At 65.3% G+C, this 20263-nt stretch carries 22 protein-coding genes and 1 riboswitch; of the genes, 14 read left to right on the forward strand and 8 right to left on the reverse strand.

Annotated elements, in window-relative coordinates; translation table 11 throughout:
* Together thiS and thiO are read right to left on the reverse strand one after the other, a co-directional pair.
* Window positions 1-258, reverse strand: a complete 258-nt coding sequence (gene thiS, locus BI49514_RS05005) for a sulfur carrier protein ThiS (RefSeq protein ID WP_101544810.1) — start codon at window positions 256-258, stop codon at window positions 1-3.
* Window positions 255-1430: a glycine oxidase ThiO gene (gene thiO, locus BI49514_RS05010; RefSeq protein WP_101544811.1), complete on the reverse strand. Its 1176-nt coding sequence runs from the start codon at window positions 1428-1430 to the stop codon at window positions 255-257. The genes thiS and thiO overlap by 4 nt, the downstream gene beginning before the upstream one ends.
* Window positions 1420-1523: riboswitch (TPP riboswitch) on the reverse strand. Its footprint overlaps the gene before it by 11 nt.
* Before the next feature lie 11 nt (window positions 1524-1534).
* Between thiO and thiE the strand changes: the two genes are divergently transcribed.
* A complete protein-coding gene (thiE, locus tag BI49514_RS05015) occupies window positions 1535-2218 on the forward strand; it encodes a thiamine phosphate synthase (RefSeq protein ID WP_244195073.1) in 684 nt (227 codons plus the stop codon).
* Window positions 2215-3180: a ketopantoate reductase family protein gene (locus tag BI49514_RS05020; protein WP_101544813.1), complete on the forward strand. Its 966-nt coding sequence runs from the start codon at window positions 2215-2217 to the stop codon at window positions 3178-3180. The genes thiE and BI49514_RS05020 overlap by 4 nt, the downstream gene beginning before the upstream one ends.
* Here the strand turns inward: BI49514_RS05020 and BI49514_RS05025 are convergent.
* Window positions 3134-4384 carry a DedA family protein gene (locus tag BI49514_RS05025; protein WP_101544815.1) on the reverse strand — a complete coding sequence of 417 codons (1251 nt, stop codon included), beginning with the start codon at window positions 4382-4384 and terminating at the stop codon, window positions 3134-3136. The genes BI49514_RS05020 and BI49514_RS05025 overlap by 47 nt on opposite strands.
* Before the next feature lie 154 nt (window positions 4385-4538).
* Here BI49514_RS05025 and BI49514_RS05030 point away from each other — a divergent pair, with 154 nt between their 5' ends.
* From BI49514_RS05030 to BI49514_RS05040, 3 genes are read left to right on the forward strand one after another with little or no spacing between them, the layout of a single operon-like run.
* On the forward strand, window positions 4539-5729 hold the full coding sequence (locus tag BI49514_RS05030) for a sensor histidine kinase (protein WP_101544817.1): 1191 nt from the start codon (window positions 4539-4541) through the stop codon (window positions 5727-5729).
* Window positions 5730-5737: 8 nt separating this feature from the next.
* A complete protein-coding gene (locus tag BI49514_RS05035; RefSeq protein ID WP_240688454.1) occupies window positions 5738-6412 on the forward strand; it encodes a response regulator transcription factor in 675 nt (224 codons plus the stop codon).
* Between the two features lie 47 nt (window positions 6413-6459).
* Window positions 6460-7713 (forward strand): alpha-hydroxy acid oxidase, encoded by a 1254-nt coding sequence (locus tag BI49514_RS05040; protein WP_101544819.1) that lies wholly within the window; start codon window positions 6460-6462, stop codon window positions 7711-7713.
* A gap of 7 nt (window positions 7714-7720) precedes the next feature.
* Here the strand turns inward: BI49514_RS05040 and BI49514_RS05045 are convergent, their stop codons facing one another.
* Window positions 7721-8329: a TetR/AcrR family transcriptional regulator gene (locus BI49514_RS05045; protein WP_208634979.1), complete on the reverse strand. Its 609-nt coding sequence runs from the start codon at window positions 8327-8329 to the stop codon at window positions 7721-7723.
* Window positions 8330-8454: 125 nt separating this feature from the next.
* Here BI49514_RS05045 and BI49514_RS05050 point away from each other — a divergent pair, with 125 nt between their 5' ends.
* The 3 genes from BI49514_RS05050 to BI49514_RS05060 all read left to right on the forward strand — a co-directional run bounded on the left by BI49514_RS05050 (window position 8455) and on the right by BI49514_RS05060 (window position 12418).
* Complete coding sequence (locus BI49514_RS05050) at window positions 8455-9777, forward strand: FAD-dependent oxidoreductase (protein ID WP_101544822.1); 1323 nt, start codon at window positions 8455-8457, stop codon at window positions 9775-9777.
* 106 nt (window positions 9778-9883) lie between these two features.
* Complete coding sequence (locus tag BI49514_RS05055) at window positions 9884-11362, forward strand: amino acid permease (protein WP_420808556.1); 1479 nt, start codon at window positions 9884-9886, stop codon at window positions 11360-11362.
* A 120-nt stretch (window positions 11363-11482) separates the two neighbouring features.
* Window positions 11483-12418 carry an ABC transporter substrate-binding protein gene (locus tag BI49514_RS05060; protein WP_257904112.1) on the forward strand — a complete coding sequence of 312 codons (936 nt, stop codon included), beginning with the start codon at window positions 11483-11485 and terminating at the stop codon, window positions 12416-12418.
* Between the two features lie 36 nt (window positions 12419-12454).
* On the opposite strand, the gene BI49514_RS05065 is transcribed toward BI49514_RS05060, so the two are convergent.
* Window positions 12455-12913, reverse strand: a complete 459-nt coding sequence (locus BI49514_RS05065) for an NUDIX hydrolase (RefSeq protein ID WP_101544826.1) — start codon at window positions 12911-12913, stop codon at window positions 12455-12457.
* Between the two features lie 91 nt (window positions 12914-13004).
* Between BI49514_RS05065 and BI49514_RS05070 the strand changes: the two genes are divergently transcribed.
* The 6 genes from BI49514_RS05070 to BI49514_RS05095 all read left to right on the forward strand — a co-directional run bounded on the left by BI49514_RS05070 (window position 13005) and on the right by BI49514_RS05095 (window position 18347).
* Window positions 13005-13793: an alpha/beta fold hydrolase gene (locus tag BI49514_RS05070; RefSeq protein ID WP_101544827.1), complete on the forward strand. Its 789-nt coding sequence runs from the start codon at window positions 13005-13007 to the stop codon at window positions 13791-13793.
* A 72-nt stretch (window positions 13794-13865) separates the two neighbouring features.
* Window positions 13866-14774 carry a sulfurtransferase gene (locus tag BI49514_RS05075; RefSeq protein WP_101544829.1) on the forward strand — a complete coding sequence of 303 codons (909 nt, stop codon included), beginning with the start codon at window positions 13866-13868 and terminating at the stop codon, window positions 14772-14774.
* Entirely contained in the window at window positions 14774-15259 is a 486-nt protein-coding gene (locus BI49514_RS05080) for a SufE family protein (RefSeq protein WP_101544831.1), read from the forward strand. The genes BI49514_RS05075 and BI49514_RS05080 overlap by 1 nt, the downstream gene beginning before the upstream one ends.
* A 96-nt stretch (window positions 15260-15355) precedes the next feature.
* Entirely contained in the window at window positions 15356-16423 is a 1068-nt protein-coding gene (locus BI49514_RS05085; RefSeq protein ID WP_101544833.1) for an iron chelate uptake ABC transporter family permease subunit, read from the forward strand.
* Window positions 16420-17523, forward strand: a complete 1104-nt coding sequence (locus BI49514_RS05090; RefSeq protein WP_101544835.1) for a FecCD family ABC transporter permease — start codon at window positions 16420-16422, stop codon at window positions 17521-17523. Before BI49514_RS05085 ends, BI49514_RS05090 begins: the two co-directional genes overlap by 4 nt.
* Window positions 17520-18347 (forward strand): ABC transporter ATP-binding protein, encoded by an 828-nt coding sequence (locus tag BI49514_RS05095; RefSeq protein ID WP_101544837.1) that lies wholly within the window; start codon window positions 17520-17522, stop codon window positions 18345-18347. The genes BI49514_RS05090 and BI49514_RS05095 overlap by 4 nt, the downstream gene beginning before the upstream one ends.
* Window positions 18348-18365: 18 nt before the next feature.
* Here BI49514_RS05095 and BI49514_RS05100 read toward each other — a convergent pair whose 3' ends face one another.
* From BI49514_RS05100 to BI49514_RS05110, 3 genes are read right to left on the reverse strand one after another with little or no spacing between them, the layout of a single operon-like run.
* Entirely contained in the window at window positions 18366-19376 is a 1011-nt protein-coding gene (locus BI49514_RS05100) for a DUF808 domain-containing protein (RefSeq protein WP_101544839.1), read from the reverse strand.
* Complete coding sequence (locus BI49514_RS05105) at window positions 19377-19697, reverse strand: META domain-containing protein (protein WP_101544840.1); 321 nt, start codon at window positions 19695-19697, stop codon at window positions 19377-19379.
* Entirely contained in the window at window positions 19694-20173 is a 480-nt protein-coding gene (locus BI49514_RS05110; RefSeq protein WP_101544842.1) for an META domain-containing protein, read from the reverse strand. Before BI49514_RS05110 ends, BI49514_RS05105 begins: the two co-directional genes overlap by 4 nt.
* Window positions 20174-20263 lie beyond the last annotated feature (90 nt).

Raw genomic sequence — 20263 nt, forward strand, 5'->3', positions numbered from 1 at the left:
TCAGCCTCCCTGCACTGCGGTGACGACGTCGACGGTGTGCCCGTCGGCCAAGGCGAATCCGGACCAGGCACCGCGACGGATGACTTCACCGTCGACGGCCAGGGCGATGCCCAGACGTCCGCCGTCGGCTGGTGTCCCATCGGGGTTCAGTTCCCGTCCGGTGACGTCGGCGATGAGGTCGAGCGCCGAGGTGGCACCCGGCAGCTCATGGCGAGCGCCGTTGAGGACGATGGTCGGTGAGTGGTCGGGGTCGGTCATGAGATGCTCCTCGTCGAGTAGGCAGTTGCGTGGTTCGGGCCGGCAGTGGTTTCGGTGGTGAAGCGATGTGGGGACACGGACTCGAGCGACCCGTCAGGAGGCCAGTCGGACACGGTTCCCAGGGCGAGTTCGGCGCCGAGTCTGCCGCCGAACGGGGCCAAGAGGATGCCGTGGCGGAAATACCCGGTGCTCACGATGCAGCCGGAATCGATGCGCCCGATCATCGGCAGGTCATCGGGGGACCCGGGGCGGGCTCGGGTGGTGATATCGGTGATCTCCGCGTCGAGGACGCCCGGGACCAGTCGCTGCCCGTCGGCGAGCAGTCGGTGGATCGCCCCGCCGGGGGTGCCGGAGCGACCATCTTCACGGGAACTGGCACCGAGCACGATCTCGCCGTCGGGGCGAGGAACCAGATAGACGGAGCGGCCGTTGACCAGCCCGCGGATGGTGCGGGTCAGCAGGGGAGTCGCCTCGGCGGGGGCGCGCAGCCGCAGCACATCGCCCCAAACCTCCCGGAGCGGCAGCTGCGGGGCACCATGGATCGTGTTGTTGGTGCTGCCGGCGCAGAGGATCACCTGATCGGCCTCCAACCGACGGCCATCGTTGATTTCGACGCCCACGGTCGCCTCGCCGACCCTGACCAGCCCGGCGGCTCGCTGCCGGATGAGGGACCCCGAACCAGTGGACAGGACCGACAGCAGAGCCGCACAGACCCGACGCGGATCGATGGACCGGTCTCCGGAGATGTGTACGGCCCCGGCCACGGCAGGAGACAGCGACGGCTCGACCGCGCGGGCGGCGCTGCCGGTGATGAGCTCGGTGTCGAATCCGGACTGCGATTGTGCTTCGCGCAGCTCCCGCAGGGCCTGCAGGTCGGCCCGGTCGCCGGCACACACCAGGGTTCCGACATCAGAGAAGCCCAGTCCCGCCTCGGCAGCGCTCGCCACCTCGGCAGCGAACTCCGGGTACATCTGCGCCGAGGCCTGCATCAACGGGTACAGGGGAGTCTGCCCCCACACCACCTCGGCGGCGGGAGCGATCATCCCCGCGGCGGCATGGCTCGCCCCCAACGCGGGGAAAGGATCGATGATGGTGACTTCGGCACCGAGGCGGCGCAGGTACCAGGCCGTGGACAGGCCGATGATTCCGGCGCCGACGACAATGACTCTCACAGCTTCTCCCTCCGGCGGCATGATCCGCATCAGGTCTTACGGTCGGCTCCTACGCCCTCTCAGCCTCGTTGGGAGGCTCCCGCGAACTCCTCTACTCTATGACCATGACCACACAGATGCCACCGCGCACCGCAGCACGGCAGACGAAGAGAGCCTGGAGGCAGGCCCGTTTGGCCGAAGCGTCGCTCTACTTGTGCACCGATGCCAGGACCGCTCAGGGAGACCTCGCCGAGTTCCTCGACGCCGCCTATCGCGGAGGAGTCGACATCATCCAGCTGAGGGACAAGAGCATTGAGGCGCGGTCCGAGATCGCCGCGTTGGAGGTCCTCAAGGAGGCCGCCGCCCGACACGGCAAGCTCTTCTCCGTCAATGACCGTGCTGACGTCGCGCTGCTCACCGACGCCGATGTCTTCCACGTCGGTCAAGGCGACCTCACCAGCTCTCAGGCCAGGGCCGTACTCGGCCCCGATGTCATCCTCGGCCGCTCCACCCATTCCCTCGAACAGGCGCTCGCCGCCGAAGCGGACCCGGAGACCGACTATTTCTGTGTCGGACCCGTCTGGGAGACCCCGACGAAGCCCGGTCGCGCAGCCGTGGGAACGGCGCTGCTCACCGCCACCGCCGCCGAGGCGGACAAACCGTGGTTCGCCATCGGCGGGATCGCGGCGGGGGAGAGGCTGGACGCGGTCCGACAGGCGGGTGCGAACCGTGCCGTAGTCGTCCGTGCGATAACCTCGGCTGAGGATCCTGCGGCGGCCGCTCGGGAGCTCAAGGAGGAGTTGGAATGACCCAAGCAGCTGACAGCGCAGCCCAGGGAACCGGTGCAGGCGCGGATCTGTCGATTCTCATCGCCGGGGCAGGTGCCACCGGCGGAGCCTTCGGCACCTATCTGCAGGAGGCCGGACGCGATGTCACATTCCTGCTCCGGCAGGCTCGAGCGGCGACGGTCCGCGCAGAAGGAATGCGCTTCACCGCTCCCGATGCCGATCGGACGAATCAGGTCGATGTCATCACCGCTGAGGAGCTCGAAGCCGCACCACGGACCTTCGACCTCGTCATCATCGCGGTCAAAGCCGGCGGCCTCGACTCGGTCATCGATGACATCGGACCGGCTGTCGGAGAGCAGACGACGATCATCCCGTTCCTCAACGGCATGGCTCAGATCGAGAAGCTGCAGAACAGATACCCCGGACAGGTGCTCGGCGGATTCGTCAAGATCGTCGGCACCATCAGAGACGGAGCCGTCGTTCAGCTCACCGACCTGGCCGTGATGACCATCGGCGACCTCCACGGTGCCCAGGTGCCCGCGCGGATCTCCGACGCTCTCGACGTGCCGGGGTTCAAGCTCCAGACCGTCGCTGGAATCATCGACGGGCTGTGGGAGAAGTGGACCTTCATCGCCGCGGCCGGTGTCGTCACCTGCCTGTTCCGTGCTCCGGTCGGGGCGATCATGGAAGCCGGCGGCCGGTCGCATGTGCATGCCATCGTCGACGAGCTCGAAGCCGTGGCGGCAACGGCCGGACACCCGGTCTCGGAGGCCTCACACGCCATGACGCTGAAGATGCTCACCGAGGACGGTTCGGCCTTCACCTCATCCCTCTACCGGGATGTGACGGCTGGGCTGCCGAGCGAAACGGAGCACATCCTCGGCGACATGGCGCTCAAGGCTGCGGAGCTGGGAGTGCCGACTCCTCTGCTCGACCTCACACTTGTGCAGCTGCGGGCAGGGGAAGCCCAGAAGCGGTCCTGACTTCAGCCGTGCCCGTGCGCAGCATCGCCAGATATGACTCCTGCGGCTGAGTGTGTTCGGTGTCGGTCGAACCGTGGGCTGCGGTGAATGTGACCATGGGGACGCCGTCGATATCATCGAGGACGAGCAGCGTCTCGTAACCGCCAGGGCCCACAGAATGTGAGCTGCCTGAGGGCAGGTCGAAGACGAGCCGCTCCAGCGGACTGTCGGGTTCGGGCGGCCGATTCATCTCCTGAGCCGCGACATCGGCGAACTGCTCGGCAGTGATGAGGTAGGCCTTGGCCGGTGTCGGTCCGGGGACGGAATGGTCGTAGAAGGCCATGCCACCGCCCCAGACTTTCGACTCTCCGGCAAAGTAGATCGTCCCGGGCAGCTCGATCCCGGCCTCTGCCTGGGGGAGGGTGCTGTCTCTGGCGCCCGGATAGGTCACCTTCGCACCGGGCGGTCGCCCGCCCTGCAGATAGCAGGCGAGCCGATCGCGGGCCATGTTCGATCCGTAGCTGACGTACCACACATGTGTTTGAGACATCCTCTCCATCATGACATCTCGGCCTCGGAGATTGTCGAATCGACTCCTGCTGCGGGTGCGGCGCCTGCTGCGTGTGCGGCGGCGCCGGCGCATGCTCTGCAAGCGTCGGGCGAGTTCGACGCTGCTGGTGATGGCCAGGGCGATTCCGATGCCGACGGCGACCCCGAGCAGCGGCCGGTCCTCGAAGAGCGTGCCCCCGATGAGTCCGATTCCCGTCGAATAGAGCGCCCAGGCCAGACTTCCGACTCCGTCCCAGAGCAGGAAGCTTCGGATCGGGAACCCGAGCAGGCCGGAGCCGATGGTCGCCAGACTGCGGCCTCCGGGAACGAACCGACCGGCGATGAGCACAGTCCCGCCTCGGCGAGAGAATGCCGTGTGGGCGGAGTCGAGGAGCTTCTCAATTCGGGACCACCGTCGCCACCGTCCGACCCCGGTCGCAGCGAAACGGCCGACAAGATGAGCCGCCAGATCGCCGAGGAGAGCTCCGGACGCAGCGGCGAGGACGAGCCCTGCTGGGTGCGGCTGCCCCGTCGCGGCGAAGGTCGCAGCGGTGATGAGCAGAGTCTCCGAGGGCACAATCGGCACGAGCGAGTCCAGAGCCGCGGCCAGGGCGATGAGCAGGTACACCCACGGAGAGGTGAGAGAGGCAGTGAGCAGCTCGAGTGCGAGATCCATACTTATCCACGCTAGGCACCGGGCGGGAAAGTCGGTACGCGGTCGGGCACACAGTCGGTGCGGTCGACCGGCAGGTGCCGTTGCGGTAAACCGGAATCCGAGACTGCGGTCGAACCCCCTGTGAGTCGGCGATCGGCGTTGCTACGATCGATTCATGCCCTGGCCGAGCGCGCTGTCCACCCGCCTTCCTCCCGAAGTACGGATGTTCGCTGCGCGGTGGACGCGGTCCGTCCTCGCTGTCGTGTGGGGTGGTCTGCTGTGCCTGCCGCTTGTCATCACCTCCGTTCTCCCGCCCACCTCACGCGTGGCCACGAGAGTCCGGGGCTGGGAACTCGCCCGGCACTCCCGCGGATTCGGACTCGTCCTCGCATCTGCACCGATGAAACGGCGATTCCTGCTCGGCAACGGCCTCGTCGCAGGTCTCGCCATCATCCCCACGGCGAACCTCCTCGGCGGATTCTTCGTCGTCACTCTCGGTTCGCTCTTCCAGGGATTCTTCATCGGGGGAGCCGTCAACATCGGGTTCGACATGTGGTCGATCTCCCAGCCGACGCTGTTCGTCGGTGTCCTCTACGGGGCGGCGAACCTCATCGGAACCGTCGCTCTGGCCGAGGCGGCCAGCTGGGCGCACAGCCGCATCGACGCGCATTTCGTCGAGGTGGAGCGCCCCTTCGCCGTCTACACCCGCATCAGCGAACTGCTGACGACCCGCCGTGGAGTCGTGCTCGCCATCGACGAGGAACGACGCCGGATCGAACGCGACCTGCACGACGGCGTGCAGCAGAACGTTGTGTCCCTGTCTGTGCTCATCGCGCGTGCCAGGCGGGCCTCCGGGCCGGTGAAGACCGAATCCCTGCTCGACGATGCGCTGATCCAGTCCCAGGACCTCATCGACGAGATGCGGGAAGTCGCCTGGCGGGTCTATCCCACAGCGCTGGATGAGCATGGGCTTCGCCCCGTGCTCGAGCGGATCGCCGGGCGCAGCCCCGTACCGCTGACCCTCCAGACCGTGCCGGAAGGCAGATTTCCGGCAGCAGTGGAATCTGCGACCTACTTCGTCGTTCGTGAGGCCGTGACGAACGTCGTCAAACACGCCGAGGCGACCGCGATCACGGTGAGCATCGTCGCCGAGGCGCAGACGGCGCTGACCGTGACCATCTCCGATGACGGCCGCGGCGGAGCCGATCCGCGCGGGGGAGGACTCCAAGGGCTTGCGCGACGGGTCGGTGCCCTCGACGGGAGTCTCAATGTCGACTCCGCAGAGGGCACGGGCACGACGGTGAGCGCTTGGATCCCGCTCGGTGCCGAAGCACAGATGGGCAGCACGAAGAGTGAGAAGAGCTAGAGGTGACCATGACAGAGATACAGACGGAGAATCAGATGCGCGTCGTTCTCGCCGATGATGCGGTGCTGCTGCGCGAAGGCGTCCGCAGTCTGCTCGAAGACGAAGGGATCAGCGTCGTCGCGTCCGTCGGAGACGGAGGCGAGCTGCTGCGGGCGGTCGCCGAGCTGCGACCGACCTTGGCGATCGTCGACGTGCGGATGCCGCCGACCCACACCACCGAAGGGCTGGAGGCGGCATTGGCGATCAAACGGCGTTTTCCGGACATCGGCGTGCTCGTGCTCAGCCAATACGTGCTGCGTGAATATGCGACAGAACTGCTGAGCACCGAGTCGGTGGGCGTCGGCTACCTGCTGAAGAACCGGGTGACCGACATCGACCGGTTCCTCGAATCGGTCCATCGGATTGCCGAGGGCGGAACGGTCATCGACCCCGACGTCGTCCGTCAGCTGCTCACCACCTCGGAGAGGCAGAACACGCTGTCGACCCTGACCCCGCGGGAAAGCGAAGTGCTCGAAGCGATGGCCGAGGGACTGTCGAACCGGGGCATCGGCGAGCGACTCTTCGTCTCGGTCAGCTCCGTCGAGAAGGCCATCAGCGCGATCTTCGACAAACTCGGCCTCCAAGCGGGGGAGACGACGAGCCGCCGCGTCGAGGCAGTGCTCGCCTACCTCAACCGGGAGTGAAAGAATCGGACCGAGAAGCGCCACCTGGGCCGAGAATGAGGAGAGAAATGAAACGCCGACTGCCTGATCTCAAAGAGCTCGCTCCATTGCTCCAGTTCGACCTGCCCCGCCTCGACCGAGTCGCCGCGAGGTTGGAGTCGGCCGCAGACATCTGGGACCTCCGCCGCATCGCCAAGCGCGTGACGCCGACGGCTCCGTTCGACTATGTCGACGGTGCCGCTCTGGATGAGCGGACATTGGCGAAGAACCGTGACGCGCTGGGCAACGTCGAGCTGCTTCCCCGAATCCTCCATGGAGTCGACGCCCCGGACACGTCGACGACGATCGCCGGCACCCGAACCGCACTGCCCTTCGGCATCGCCCCGACCGGATACACACGCATGATGCACTCCGAAGGCGAAGTCGCCGGAGTGCGTGCGGCGTCGAAGGCCGGAATCCCGTTCTCACTGTCGACGATGGGCACGACCTCTGTCGAAGACGTCGCGCAGGCGGCACCGGATTCCACCCGGTGGTTCCAGCTCTACCTGTGGAAGGACCGGCAACGCAGCCTTGACCTGATCCAGCGGGCCGCCGCCAGCGGATATGAGACCCTTTTGGTCACCGTCGACACCCCGATCACCGGTCAGCGTCTGCGTGATCACCGCAACGGTCTGACGATCCCACCCCGACTGACGCTGGGGACCATCCTCGACGCCTCCTATCGCCCCGGCTGGTGGTTCAACTTCCTCACCACCGAACCGCCGAAGTACGCATCACTGTCGAACACCTCCCAGTCCCTGGCGGAGATGACAGCGACGATGTTCGATCCGACTCTCGACCTCGATGACCTGCGTTGGATCCGCGAACAGTGGACCGGGCGACTGTTCGTCAAGGGCATTCTCACTGCCGAGGATGCCCAGCGCGCGCAATCCGTCGGAGCCGATGGACTCGTCGTCTCCAACCACGGCGGCCGTCAGCTGGATCGGGCTCCGGACCCGCTGACGTCACTGGCCGAAGTCCGAGCGGAGGTCGGACCGGAGATGGAGCTGATCTTCGACTCCGGGATCATGTCCGGCACCGATGTCGTCGCCGCACTGTGCGCCGGGGCGGACTTCGTGCTCATCGGCCGGGCGTATCTGTACGGCCTCATGGCCGGCGGTCAGCGAGGCGTCGAGAGGGCGATCGCCCTCATCCAGCAGGAGATCCTCACCGCCATGGGTCTCATGGGCGTCCGCAGCATCTCCGACCTCGGTCCCGAACTCGTCCGGGGCCTGCCCCATGCACCGGCCTCGGACCGGAAGCTGTCGGCCGACTCCCTGTGAGTCTCCGTCAGGCCTGCAGCAGACGTGTGAGCAGTCGGAACTGATGGACCGAGATCTCCGCCGGATCGACGGCCGCGCTGTCGTCCTCCGTCAGTGACAGAGCCCTTTCATCGAAAGTGCGCAGCAGTGAGAACACCGTCAGTGTCTGGAGTTCGAGGGGACAATCAACATCGATCGCCTCGGCCTTACGCCCGACGATGAGTACGGCGCGCACCCATTCTTCGACATGGCCGGCGAGCTCCCGGACCGCGGGCCTGTCCGCATTCGCATAGACGATGTGCCACAGACGCGTGAGCTCGGGGCTCTCCGGCCATGTTCGCGCGATGTTGCCCCAGACCGAGCGTGCTCGGTCCCAGAACCCGTCTGAGAAAGTCTCCGGAGCAGGCGGTGTCCAGAACCGGCGGGCGGATACAGCGAGATCGGCGACGACGAGGGCGAAGAGGTCGTCCTTCGAATCGACGACATGGTAGAAGGAGCTCTTGCTCATCCCGCAGGTGGAGATGATGCGATTGAGCGACGCCTCCTCGAATGTTCGCGAAGCGAATTCTCGCGCGGCGGCGTCAATGAGCGCGGCGCGCTTCTCGGGGCGCATACGCGCCAACGCAGTCTCGGACACGTCGTCAGTGTAGCAATCGCCATCCAGTCTATGGACCATCCGGTCCAGTCGGTGATATCGTGTGTGGACCACCCGGTCCACATTGAGGGTGGAACATTGAACTGGATCGACGAAGGAGCTCATACATGATCACCAGCGTCACGGTCGACGACCAGCTGAAAGACGTGAGTCCAGAAGAGCCGCGCATCCTCATCGTCGGAGCCGGAATCGCCGGAATCACCCTGGCTCAGCTGCTCAGGGGCCGCGGGATGCACCCGGTCCTCATCGACCGCTCGGCCGATTCCGGCCGCATGATCGGCGACAACCGCGCCGGATACATGCTCGCCCTCATGCCGATGGTCGATCCCATCATCGACGAACTCGACTGCCGGGAGGCTTACCTCGAATCCAGCGTCGGCATCGACCGCTATATCGCCCATGCGCATACAGGCAGAGTCCTCAGGCAGGACCGCCTCGGTGACCTGCTGGCCGACTACGGCGACTACCGCGGAATCTCCCGCGCAGCACTGCTCGACGTGCTCACCGCCAGCGACTGCTCGATCGCGTTCGGCACCACAGTGACAGAACTGTCCGAAGTCGGAGCCACTGTGACTCTGGCCCAAGGAGGCCATGGGGGCCAAGATGCAGAGCACGATTTCGATGTCGTCGTCATCGCTGACGGAATGAACTCCCGCACCCGCGGACTCGTGACCGGCAAGACTGCGTTGACCGACCCCGGAAAGAACGCCAAGCCCGCCGCGACAGGCGCCGACGTGCCCTTGTCCGTGTCGGCAGTGGACACGACCTGGGGCGGATGGGTCTGCTGGGCCGAAGCCGATGATGATCAGAGTGCCGTCGATGAGATCTTGGCCGACGGATTCTTCCTCGGAATGTATCCGGTCAAGGATGGAATCGGCGTCTTCCTCGGCTGTCCCGACTCTCGGCAGCCGCTCGGCCCGCGACGATTCGCCGCCGAGGTCCGCAGCCGTCTCACGGTGCTGACGCCGCGGATCGACGCCTGTCTCACCGCGGTCGAGGAGGCGGAATCACCCTTCTTCTGGCCGCTGCGGGATTCACGGGCACACCGGTGGTGCCACGGGCGGACCGTTCTGCTCGGTGATGCGGCGGCCGGGTTCCTCCCCACGGCCGGAATCGGTGCCGGCATGGCGATGGAATCGGCCGGAGTGCTCGCCGGCGAACTCTCCGCCCTGGCCACTCGGCCCAGCACAGCCTCAAGCGCAGGCAGTTCAGTTGCCGCCGAACCGGTGGCCGCACTCGAACGTTTCGAAGCCCGCCAGCGACCGCGTGTCGAGGCTGCTCACGACAATTCGCGGTCTCTGGCCCGACTGATGTTCGGCCGGTCCCGCCTCTTCGCATTCGCCCGCGACCAGGCGTTCCGCGTCATCAGCATCCGCTCCGCGCTCAAGCCGATACTGCAGCTGCTCGAATCCCCACCCGAGCGGATGTGACCCTCCTCCCAGACTGCGTCCCCATCGGCCTCGAACGGGCCCGTGTGTGGTAGGAATGGCCAGGGTCCTCGTGCGCGGACCTGCCGAACCACGAACGAGGATGACCATGGGAATGACAGCCGCCTCGGCGAGCGAAGAACGCCGACTCCGACGGGGGCTGAAGTCTCGCCACCTGCAGATGATCGCCATCGGCGGTGCCATCGGCACCGGACTCTTCCTCGGCTCAGGCGGCACGATCTCACAGGCCGGACCCGGCGGTGCCCTCCTGGCCTACGCCGCGATCGGCATCATGGTCCTCTTCGTCATGCAGTCCCTCGGTGAGATGTCGACCCACCTGCCGGTGGCCGGATCGTTCCACACCTACGGCACCAAATACGTCAGCCCCTCATTCGGCTTCGCCATGGGCTGGAACTACTGGTTCAACTGGGCGATCACCTTGGCCGCCGAACTCGTCGCAGCCGGTGTCATCATGTCCTTCTGGCTCCCCGATGTGCCGTCATGGATCTGGGCGGCGGTCTTCCTCATCCTCCTCGCCGGGCTGAACTTCCTGTCCGCGAAGGCCTTCGGCGAAGGCGAATTCTGGTTCGCCGCCATCAAGGTCACAGCCGTCCTGGCGTTCCTCGTCCTCGGCGTTCTCATGATCTTCGGCATCCTCGGCGGAACCTCACCCGGAATGAGCAACTGGACGACGGGCGAGGCTCCGTTCGTCGGCGGATGGATGTCCGTCATCAGCGTGTTCATGATCGCCGGGTTCTCGTTCCAGGGCACCGAACTCGTCGGCGTCACCGCAGGGGAGTCGGAGAACCCTCGCAAGGACATGCCGCGAGCCATCCGCACCGTGTTCTGGCGCATCATGCTCTTCTACATCGGCGCCATCGCCGTCATCGGGTTCCTCCTGCCCTACACGGACCCCTCTCTGCTGGCCTCGGCGAACAACGAGGACATCACCGCCTCGCCGTTCACGCTCGTCTTCGAGCGCGCCGGCATCGCAGTGGCCGCCGGGATGATGAACGCCGTCATCCTCACCGCGATCCTCTCGGCCGGCAACTCCGGCCTCTACGCCTCCACCCGCATGCTCTACGCCATGGCCAAAGAGGGAACCGCGCCGAGGCTGTTCGCCCGTCTCAACGAACGCGGAGTCCCCGTCATGGCGCTGCTGGCCACCGCCATGATCGGCCTGTTCGGATTCCTCACCGAGATCATGGGCGACGGTGGGGCCTATACCTGGCTGATGAACGTCTCCGGTCTCTCCGGCTTCATCGTCTGGGTCGGCATCGCATGGTGTCACTTCCGGTTCCGCCGCGCCTATGTGCGGCAGGGGCACAATGTTGCGGACCTGCCCTACCGGGCGCCGCTGTTCCCGATCGGGCCGGTCATCGCGCTCATCATGCTCATCGTCGTCATCATCGGCCAGAACGTGCAGGCCATCGTCAACGGCCAGCTGCTCCAGGTCGCCAGCGCCTATGCCGGGCTTCCCGCGTTCCTGCTCCTGTGGGTCATCCACCGCATCGTCACAGGCCGGCGCTCACGCATGGTCGCCCTCGATGACATGGACGTCGAGGGACTTGAGATCAAGGCGTCCTGATCCCTTGGTCGATCCCTCGCCGAGGCGGCCGCGCGGTGGATTCGAACCGCCGAAAAATTATGTTAAGCTAGGCTCACCTAACTACTCAAGAAGGATTCCATGCGCCGTATTCTCGCCCCAGTGATTGCCTCAGTTCTCGTCCTCGCCGGCTGCGGCGGAGGCGCAGATTCAGCCGACGAGGCCTCGGGGCCCACCGTCGACACAAAGTTCGGCGCCGTCGAGGTGCCCGCCGACCCGCAGAAGGTCGTGGCGCTGGGATGGGGCGATGCCGAGACCGCTCTGGCGCTCGGAGTCCAGCCCGTCGGAGCCTCGGACTGGGTCGAGTTCGGCGGCACGGGAGTCGGCCCCTGGGCCGAAGACCTCTACGACGAAGCCCCGGAGATCATCGCGACGATGGAACCCGACTACGAGGCCATCGCCGCACTCGAGCCCGATGTCATCCTCGACACGAACAGCTCCGGAGAGAAGGCGCGCTACGACCGCCTCTCCGAGATCGCTCCCACGGTCGGAGTGCCCGAAGGCGGCGACAACTACCTGACGACGATGGACCAGCAGGTCGATCTCGTCTCCCAGGCGCTCGGCAAGGAAGACGACGGGAAGAAGCTGCTCGACGACCTCGATGAGACCTACGCCGATGCGCGCGAAGCCCACCCGGAGTTCAAGGACAAGTCCGTGACCGTGGCAGCGAAGACCTCCGAGGGCTGGGGTGCCTACGTCGAGGAATCAGGTCGCGTGCAGGTCATGAAGCAGCTCGGCTTCAAGCAGTCGGAGACGATCGCCGGAATGAAGGCGGACGGCTTCTCCGTGCCGATCTCCGAGGAGAACCTCGATCAGCTCGACGCGGACCTGCTGCTGACGTTCCCGATCTACATCGAGGACAAGGATGTCACCGAGGATGCTGCCTATAAGCGCATTCCTGCCGTCAAGGGCGGGCACGACCTCGTTCTGACCAAGGACAATGACGACATCCGAAAGGCATTCTCGCTCAATTCGATCCTCTCGGCGAAATACACCGCGGAGGAGCTCCCGGATCTCATCGCAGACAAAGTGAAGTAAACGGCGGTCTAGTGCAGCTGCGCATCTGCGCAGAACTCACACAGCGGCGCGCCACGCATTCAGTCCGATGTCGATGATGCGGGCGTGCCGCACATCCGGCAGGGAATCGATCGGCAGCCATTCCGCCCGATCCGTCGTCCCATCGACCTCGAGCGTGCCTAAGGTGCCGCCGGTGATCCGCGCCTCGTAGACGACGCGTACGCCTTTGAAGGGACGGTCCGTCGAATCGCTGAAGATCGGATTGCGACGTGCTTCGGTGAAGGAATGCGTGGTCAGAGGGCGGACGATCTCAGCGTCGAACCCGGTCTCCTCTTTGATCTCCCGGACCGTGCCGGCTTCGATGCTCTCGTCGAACTCGATTCCGCCGCCGGGCAGGGTCCAGATCGCGTGCAGTCGGTCCTTTCCGCCGTTGAACCAGCTGAGGAGGATTTCGTCGTCGTCATTGACGATGACCGCGTATCCGGCAAGTCGGGTGTCATATTCGGAGAAGTGCATGACCTCACCCTACCCGCGTCAGCAGTGACCGCCGCGGGAGAAACTCAACAGGGCTGCTGAGATGCAGAACGGGAAGGGCTAGGCTGGGATCGTGACCACCATCAACAGCACTCGAATCGGCGAATCCGGGCGCCTGGTCGTCTTCCTCCACGGCCTGTTCGGCCGAGGCAAGAACTTCACCCGAATCGCCAAGGGCATCGAGCCCGAATTCTCCAGCCTGCTGGTCGACCTGCCCAACCACGGCGAGTCCGAATGGACAGAGACCTTCGACTATGTCGAGCTCGCCGATGCCGTGGCGGCCCATATCGCCGAGGCGGTCGACCCCGACGACCAGCCCGTGCACTTGGTCGGGCATTCCCTGGGCGGCAAGGTCGCCATGGTGCTCGCCCTGCGCCACCCGGAACTCATCGACCGCCTCGTCGTCGTCGACATCGGTCCCAATGCCGGCGGGTCCACCGGAGTCTTCGACCATCTGCTCTCCAGCCTCGCCGCCCTCGACCTCGACCGGATCGAATCGCGCACCGACGCGGATGAGGCGCTGCGGGACCCGATCCCCGAGGCGGCGATCAGGGGATTCCTGCTGCAGAACCTGCGCCCCACCTCGGCGGGGTATTCCTGGCAGCCCAACCTCGCACTGCTGCATTCGAGCCTTGACGTCATCGGGGACTTCCCGGACATGGGCGATGCCGTCTTCGACCATCCGGTCCTCTGGGTTGCCGGTGAGAAATCGGACTACGTCGACCGTGACGACCTTCCGCAGATGCGCAGTCTGTTTCCCCGCACCACCCTTCTCACCGTCAAGGGTTCGGGACACTGGGTGCATTCGGAGAAGCCGCGGGAGTTCGTCTCAGCACTGACGGCATTCCTCAGCCGCCCCTGAAAAGGAATATGCTGTACGCGCTCGACGTTGCCACAGTGGGCACAATTGGACTCAATCTCTCAGGAGGAATGCGTGAGCACTTCGATCCCGGCCGATCCCGCAGAGAAGTTCGCCGAATACGCGGACGGAACCCGACTGGTCAGCACCGATTGGGTGGCCGAACATGCAGGCGATCCCGGACTCGTCATCGTCGAAAGCGACGAAGACGTGCTGCTCTACGAGACGGGGCATATTCCCGGAGCGGTCAAGGTCGATTGGCACACGGAACTCAACGACCCGGTCACCCGTGACTACGTCGACGGCGAAGGATTCGCCGCACTCATGTCCGCCAAGGGCATCTCGCGCGATGACACCATCGTCGTCTACGGCGACAAGTCCAACTGGTGGGCCGCCTACGCGCTGTGGGTCTTCACTCTCTTCGGCCACGAAGACGTCCGCCTCATGGACGGCGGTCGCTCGAAATGGCAGGCCGAGGGCCGCGAGATGACCACGGATAAGCCGCGCCCCGAACCCACCGAATACCCCGTCGTCGAACGGGACGACTCGGTCATCCGCGCCTTCCTGCCCGAGGTCCGCGACAGCCTCGGCGACCTGCCGCTCATCGATGTGCGCAGCCCGGAAGAATACACCGGCGAACGCACCCACATGCCCGCCTACCCGGAGGAAGGCGCGCTGCGCGGCGGACATATCCCCGGCGCGAAGTCGATGCCCTGGGGCAAGGCGGCCAACGAAGACGGCACCTTCAAGTCCGCCACTGAACTCAAGGAGCTCTACACCGAGCAGGCAGGGCTGGGCACCAGCGACGAGGTCATCGCCTACTGCCGGATCGGCGAACGCTCCAGCCACACCTGGTTCGTCCTCAAGCACCTCCTCGGATACGAGAACGTGCGCAACTACGACGGCTCCTGGACTGAATGGGGCAACGTCGTCGGCGTGCCGATCGTCACCGGAGCCGAGCCCGGAGAGGTGCCAGGACGCTGATGACCGAGACGACGACGCCCAAGACCGACGATCTGCCGGAGGCGCTGGCAGAGATCGTCACGGATTTCGCCGAAACCCCGGCCGATGACCGCCTCCAGGTGCTGCTGGAGTTCGCGACGGACCTTCCCGACCTGCCGGAGAAGTACACGGACCACCCTGAACTGCTCGAGCCGGTGCCCGAATGCCAGTCGCCGATCTTCCTCGTCACCGAGGTGGCCGACCCCGAGGCGGGGGAGCGGGCGGAAGTGCGCCTGCACTTCTCCGCACCTCCGGAGGCGCCGACCACGCGGGGCTTCGCCGGGATCCTGCACGAAGGGCTCGACGGAGCTACCGCCGAGGCGATCCTGTCGGTTCCAGCCGACCTGCCCCTGCGGCTGTCGATGTCGGAGATCGTCAGCCCGCTGAGGCTGCGCGGAATGAGCGGAATGCTCTCGCGGATCCAGCGGCAGGTATCTGAGAGGATCGGCAAGATCACAGCCGAGTGAGACGTCTCTCGCTTGGCTGAGGTGGTCCAGTGAGTTACAGTGTGGTTAGCCTGCCCTTAGTCACCTGACCACTACCTCACTCAAAGGACCACCTCGATGACCGGTTCCGCCACCTCTGCCGAGGCGAAACCGCGTATCGACACCAGTCATCCGACCGGTGGGAGCCTGCGGATCAGAAGAGTGCTGGGACTGGTCGCAGCGATCATTGCGCTCATCGTCGTGATCGCAGCCTCTCTGGCGATCGGCGCCAGGGACATGCCGATCTCGGAGGTCCTCCGAGCCCTCTTCTCGCCCACCGGCAGCGACGATCAGCTCGTCGTCCTGGAACTGCGCCTGCCGCGGACCGTGCTCGGCATCCTCGTCGGAATGGGATTGGGCCTGGCCGGCGGTCTCATCCAAGCCCTGACGCGCAACCCCCTGGCCGATCCGGGCATCCTCGGCGTCAACGCCGGTGCGTCCCTGGCGATCACGATCGGGGTCGCGTTCTTCGGGATCTCCTCGATCACCGGTTACATCTGGTTCGCGTTCGCCGGCGCCCTCGTCGCCACCGTCGGCGTCTATGTCATCGGGTCTGCGGGTCGCAGTCGCACGGTCGATCCGATCCGCCTGACTCTGGCCGGAGTCGCCGTCGCCGCTGTGCTCACCGGACTGACCAAAGCGATTCTGCTGACCAACGAACGCGCCTTCGACGCCTTCCGATCCTGGGACGTCGGCGCGATCGCCGGCCGCGATTTCGATACGATCACCGCGATTCTGCCGTTCATGATCATCGGCACCGTGCTCGCACTGGCACTGTCCCACTCACTCAACGCCGTGGCCCTCGGCGACGATCTGGCCGCCAGCCTCGGCACCTCGGTCAACCGCACCCGAGTGCTCTCCATCCTCGCCGTGACCCTTCTTGCCGGAGCGGCAACGGCCGCTGCCGGACCGATCGGATTCATCGGCCTGATGATTCCGCACATCGCCCGGTGGATCGTCGGTCCCGACCAGCGCTGGATCCTCAGCTACTCACTCGTCCTGTCACCCATTCTGCTCCTGGCCTCGGATGTCATCGGCAGAGTCGTGATGAAACCCGGCGAACTCCAGGTCGGAGTCGTCACCGCGTTCGTCGGTGCTCCGGTGCTCATCGCCCTTGTCCGTCGAAAGAAGGCGAGCGGCCTATGAAGACCACCCACTTCGCGGTCCCCGACCGCAGCCTCACCGCGCACCCGCATGCACTGCCGGGGGAGAAAGTCGACTTCGGCCGGCCCATGCTGCGCGTCTTCGGGTTCCGCATCGACCTGCGGGTCGTCATCACCGCCGGTATCATCACTGTTCTGGCACTGGCCTGCGGCTTCGCCGGTCTTATGCTCGGCAAGTTCTCGCTGACTCCGACCGAAGTGTTCCAGGGACTGTTCGGCGCCGCGGAGAAGCGCATCGTCAATACCGTCGTCGGGGAGTGGCGGGCACCGCGCATCATCGCCGGCATCGTCCTCGGCGCCGGACTCGGAGTCTCCGGAGCCGTGTTCCAATCGCTGACACGAAATCCTCTCGGCTCACCGGACATCATCGGCTTCTCAACCGGTGCCTACACCGGCGGCATCGTCACGATCATCGTCTTCGGTACGAGCTTCGTCTCCACCGCTGCGGGCGCGATCATCGGCGGACTCCTCACCGCCGTGGTCGTCTACCTGCTCACGTGGAAAGGCGGGGTGCAGGGCTTCCGGCTCATCATCGTGGGTATCGCACTGACGGCGATGCTCAACGCCTTCAACACCTGGCTGATCATGCGCGCCGATCTCGAGCTCGCCATGGCCGCTGCCACCTGGGGTGCCGGAACCCTGAATGGAATGGGCTGGTCGACGATCGCACCGGCGGCTGTGGCCACCATCGTCCTCGGTCTGGCCTGCGGACTCTTCTCCCGAGATCTCGGCACCCTGGAACTCGGCGATGATACGGCGAAAGCCCTGGGCGTACGCAACGAGCCCATCCGTGCCGTTCTCATCGTCATCGCCGTCGCCCTCGTCGCCGTGGTCACGGCCGCGGCCGGACCGATCGCCTTCGTCGCCTTGGCTGCACCGCAGATCGGGCGGCGGATCGCGCGGGCACAGGGCACCAGCCTGCTGACCTCCGCGGCTGTCGGAGCACTGCTCCTCGTCGCCGCCGACCTCATCGCCCAGCATGCGTTCGGCGACATCCAACTGCCCGTCGGCGTGATCACCGTGAGCATCGGCGGCATCTACCTCATCTGGCTCCTCATCCAAGAAGCTCGGAGGGCATCATGAGCATTCCAAACCCCGCAGGCGCAGCCTCCCCGCTGATCGCCGAGAACCTCGACCTGGCCTATGACCAGCGCCAGATCGTCAGCGATCTCGACGTGAGCGTTCCCGACGGAAAGTTCTCGATCATCGTCGGCCCCAACGCGTGCGGCAAATCAACCCTGCTGCGGGCTCTCGCGCGACTGCTGCCGCCGGCGAAGGGCACTGTGCTTCTCGATGGGAACAACATAGAGAAGATGAAGACGAAGAAGATCGCCCAGCGGTTGGGTCTTCTCCCGCAGTCGTCCATCGCCCCGGACGGGATCACAGTCGCCGAGCTCGTCTCCCGCGGGCGGCACCCACATCAGTCGTTCCTGCGCCAATGGACCGACGCCGATGAAGCAGCTGTGTTGTCGGCGCTGCGGGCGACGAACACCGAAGAGCTGTCCTCACGGCTCGTCGATGAGCTCTCCGGCGGTCAGCGCCAGCGCGTCTGGGTGGCCATGGTGCTCGCCCAGGAGACATCCCTCCTGCTGCTCGACGAACCGACGACCTTTCTCGACGTTGCCTACCAGATCGAACTGCTCGACCTGTTCTCCCAGCTCAACCACGAATACGGGCACACGCTGGTCGCCGTCCTCCACGACCTCAACCAAGCCTGCCGCTACGCCGACGAGATCATCGCCATGAAGAACGGTTCGATCGTCGCTCAAGGGGCTCCGGAGACGATCATCACCTCAGAACTCGTCAACGAGGTCTTCGGCATCGACTGCACAGTCATCGACGATCCGGTCACGGGTGCTCCGATGATCGTGGCGGGAGCACCGAAAAAGACATTCGCGCAGCGCTGACCGGGGTCGACCGGACGACTATGTTCGGGTCTGATCCGAATGCGGCCCCGCCTCGGCGGGCGTGTGCGTCCTATCGGAAGTGCTCTTGCCTTTGAAGAGTGCCTTGACTCCGAAGATCACGCCGACGACGATACCTCCCCAGATCGCACCGAGGATGAGGGAGAAGAACGTGTTGACCAGCCAACCCAGGAAGCCGCCGATGACCGCGATGGCGGCGACGGGCTCTTCGAGGTGGTGGACGAAGCCGTAAAGAGCATGGAACCCGAGCTCATCGGTGCCGACGAGGATGATGTGGCCGCCGACCCACAGCATGGCGAAGGTGCCCACGACGGAGAGCAGAGCGAGCAGCTTCGGCATCGCCCCGACGAGGAACCGACCGAACTTCTGCTGCCCGGGGGAGTCCTTCTTCGCCATATGCAGCCCGATGTCATCCATCTTCACAATGAGCGCGACGGCACCGTAGACGCCGACGGTGATCGCAACGCCGACGACGGCGAGGATGACCGCGCGGCTGGTCAGCGACTCGGCAGCCACCTCGTTGAGGGCGATGACCATGATCTCGCAGCTGAGGACGAAATCGGTGGTGATGGCCGACCGCACGACCTTCTTCTCTGCCGCCTTGCCATCGGTCGACTGTTCAGTGGCCGGGGTCTCCTTCTCATGGTGGGCGATCCAGCCGAGTTTCTCGAAGATCTTCTCGGCGCCCTCATAGCAGAGGTAGGTGCCGCCGACCATGAGCAGCGGGGTGAGGAGCCACGGCAGAAATTGGCTGAGCAGCAGAATGATCGGGAGGATGATGACGAGCTTGTTGAACAGCGATCCCACAGCGATGCGCTGGATGATCGGAAGCTCGCGTTTCGGGTCGACTCCTTCGACGAACTTCGGCGTCACCGCCGCATCATCGACGACGACGCCCGCGGCCTTCGCACCGGCGCGTGATGCCCCCGCGGCGACATCGTCGAGGCTGGCGGCCGAGAGTTTGACGAGCGCGGCGACGTCGTCGAGAAGTGCGATCAGACCCCCGGCCATCTAACGACCGCCGAGCTTGTGAGTTGGGCCGGGCGGCTGACGGTGAAGGTCGCCGAGGTGGTTGTCCGCTGCATCGAAGAGCCGCAGGCGGTCGCCGTCGGGTTCGACCCTCCTGGCTTTGGGCACCCAGGTGAGCATTCCGGGAGCGGCCTTGAGCGTCATCATCGAGGGCTTGATGATGAAGCCTTCAGCTTCCGTAGACCAGGAAGTGACGAGAGCGTTGGCACCGTCGCTGCCGCGCAGTGAGCCGTCCTCGGAGAACTCGAGGAAGGCCCGTTCGTTCGTTTCGGCAATCCAGCGGCCGATGAGTTCCTGTGTCATTTGTCTTCCTTCTCCAGTCCGCCGATGACTTTTCCGTTGCTGTCTTTGACCTTCATGACATCGCCTTCGATAGTCGCCGTTGAGGCTTTGCTCAGCCATGTGTCGACGCCGGCGCATGCTTTCTGGGTCGACATGAAGGAGTCGATGGCGATCTCGTCGCCTTTGACCTTCCAGCTCGTGACGATCGCGTTGCAGCCGTCAGAGCCCTCGAGCGAGCCGTCGTCAGCGAATTCGAGGAACGGGTCGCCCTCCTCCGGTGAGGTCCACTTACCGGTGGGATCGAGCCTGGAGGCGTCGTCGCTGGGGGAGCTCGTTTCGCTGGATTCGGTGGGGGACGGCGAGCCGGGGTTGCGTGGGTCGTTACCGGTGTCGCAGGCGGCCAGCGGCAGCGTGAGAGCAAGGGCAGCGAGTCCGAGGGCGAGCCTCGAGGCGGGTCTTACGGCGGCCAAGGGGCGAAGCTTTGTGTGGTTCGGCATGCCCCTGATCATAACGGCACCGTTTTGAAGCGACCTGGACGAACACAGGACAGCTTGTGTCGTCCGACTTCTGTAAGTTGTGTTCACCTG

This window comes from Brevibacterium iodinum ATCC 49514 (genome assembly GCF_900169265.1).
GTDB lineage: Bacteria > Actinomycetota > Actinomycetes > Actinomycetales > Brevibacteriaceae > Brevibacterium > Brevibacterium iodinum.

Bases quoted from the DNA above. Each gene is read 5' to 3' on its own strand.
- thiS (WP_101544810.1), bottom strand. From the start codon at position 258: ATGACCGACCCCGACCACTCACCGACCATCGTCCTCAACGGCGCTCGC.
- thiE (WP_244195073.1), top strand. From the start codon at position 1,535: ATGACCACACAGATGCCACCGCGCACCGCAGCACGGCAGACGAAGAGA.
- BI49514_RS05020 (WP_101544813.1), top strand. From the start codon at position 2,215: ATGACCCAAGCAGCTGACAGCGCAGCCCAGGGAACCGGTGCAGGCGCG.
- BI49514_RS05025 (WP_101544815.1), bottom strand. From the start codon at position 4,384: ATGGATCTCGCACTCGAGCTGCTCACTGCCTCTCTCACCTCTCCGTGG.
- BI49514_RS05030 (WP_101544817.1), top strand. From the start codon at position 4,539: ATGCCCTGGCCGAGCGCGCTGTCCACCCGCCTTCCTCCCGAAGTACGG.
- BI49514_RS05035 (WP_240688454.1), top strand. From the start codon at position 5,738: ATGACAGAGATACAGACGGAGAATCAGATGCGCGTCGTTCTCGCCGAT.
- BI49514_RS05040 (WP_101544819.1), top strand. From the start codon at position 6,460: ATGAAACGCCGACTGCCTGATCTCAAAGAGCTCGCTCCATTGCTCCAG.
- BI49514_RS05050 (WP_101544822.1), top strand. From the start codon at position 8,455: ATGATCACCAGCGTCACGGTCGACGACCAGCTGAAAGACGTGAGTCCA.
- BI49514_RS05055 (WP_420808556.1), top strand. From the start codon at position 9,884: ATGGGAATGACAGCCGCCTCGGCGAGCGAAGAACGCCGACTCCGACGG.
- BI49514_RS05065 (WP_101544826.1), bottom strand. From the start codon at position 12,913: ATGCACTTCTCCGAATATGACACCCGACTTGCCGGATACGCGGTCATC.
- BI49514_RS05080 (WP_101544831.1), top strand. From the start codon at position 14,774: ATGACCGAGACGACGACGCCCAAGACCGACGATCTGCCGGAGGCGCTG.
- BI49514_RS05085 (WP_101544833.1), top strand. From the start codon at position 15,356: ATGACCGGTTCCGCCACCTCTGCCGAGGCGAAACCGCGTATCGACACC.
- BI49514_RS05090 (WP_101544835.1), top strand. From the start codon at position 16,420: ATGAAGACCACCCACTTCGCGGTCCCCGACCGCAGCCTCACCGCGCAC.
- BI49514_RS05095 (WP_101544837.1), top strand. From the start codon at position 17,520: ATGAGCATTCCAAACCCCGCAGGCGCAGCCTCCCCGCTGATCGCCGAG.
- BI49514_RS05100 (WP_101544839.1), bottom strand. From the start codon at position 19,376: ATGGCCGGGGGTCTGATCGCACTTCTCGACGACGTCGCCGCGCTCGTC.
- BI49514_RS05105 (WP_101544840.1), bottom strand. From the start codon at position 19,697: ATGACACAGGAACTCATCGGCCGCTGGATTGCCGAAACGAACGAACGG.
- BI49514_RS05110 (WP_101544842.1), bottom strand. From the start codon at position 20,173: ATGCCGAACCACACAAAGCTTCGCCCCTTGGCCGCCGTAAGACCCGCC.